Origin of the sequence: Nocardia amikacinitolerans NBRC 108937 (assembly GCF_001612615.1) — a bacterium.
Lineage (GTDB): Bacteria > Actinomycetota > Actinomycetes > Mycobacteriales > Mycobacteriaceae > Nocardia > Nocardia amikacinitolerans.
Map to the genome: position 1 here is coordinate 1 of NZ_BDAU01000103.1, position 697 is coordinate 697.

Genomic DNA, 697 nt, shown 5'->3' on the forward strand with positions numbered 1-697 from the left:
GTGATCCTTCGACTCCAACTCGCGCACTCGGCGATTGGCGTGTTGCAGCTCAACGGTGGCAAGTTTGAGGTAGTCGCGCAGTTCCGCTTCGTTCATTTGGGGGGCTCACTATTCTTCGTATCGGAGCTCAGCTGCCGATTACTTACGGATGCGCAGTTCGGCGTTCAGTGCGTCGAGTAGTTCAGAATCCGTCGCGGCGTCGAGACCGGGTGATGGAGAACTACTGTCTTCCGCGTCGCTGTTGTCGGGCTGACTCAACTTCCTCAACACTCTCCGAAGACGGTCGGCTGCGCGTGTGTAGTAGGGACTGGTCCGGGGAATCGCGAGCAGATCGGTTTCGAGGTTCCCGAGCTGCGCCAACATGGCTGGGCCAAGCTCTGGTGCTGGCGGCGCCAACATGGCAAGTAAGTGTTCGGCCAAGGCGAAGGGCGTCGGGTGGTCGAAGACGATGGTTGTCGGCAGCTGCAGACCAGTGACCTTGTTGAGGCGATTACGGAACTGCAGCGCAGCTAATGAGTCGAACCCGAGCTCTTGAAGTGGTCGGTTCGGTTTCACGTCCGCGCTCGACGCATGATGCAGCTGCTCTGCAATGTGCTTCCGGACCATTTCAAGCAGAAGGCCGTGTCTCTGCTCAGGAATTACTTGCAATAGCTGCTGCGCAAGTGACGGCCGTTGTACCTGCTGGTTTTCTGTGGTT

Annotated in this window: 2 protein-coding genes; both read right to left on the reverse strand. The window is 58.1% G+C overall.

All coding sequences use genetic code 11. From position 1 onward, the window contains the following. A partial coding sequence (locus tag NAM01S_RS37470) for a polyketide synthase docking domain-containing protein (RefSeq protein WP_157108053.1) occupies positions 1 to 96 on the reverse strand: 96 nt, incomplete at its 3' end. Between the two features lie 42 nt (positions 97 to 138). Then, a partial coding sequence (locus NAM01S_RS34635; RefSeq protein ID WP_169810951.1) for an acyl carrier protein occupies positions 139 to 697 on the reverse strand: 559 nt, incomplete at its 5' end.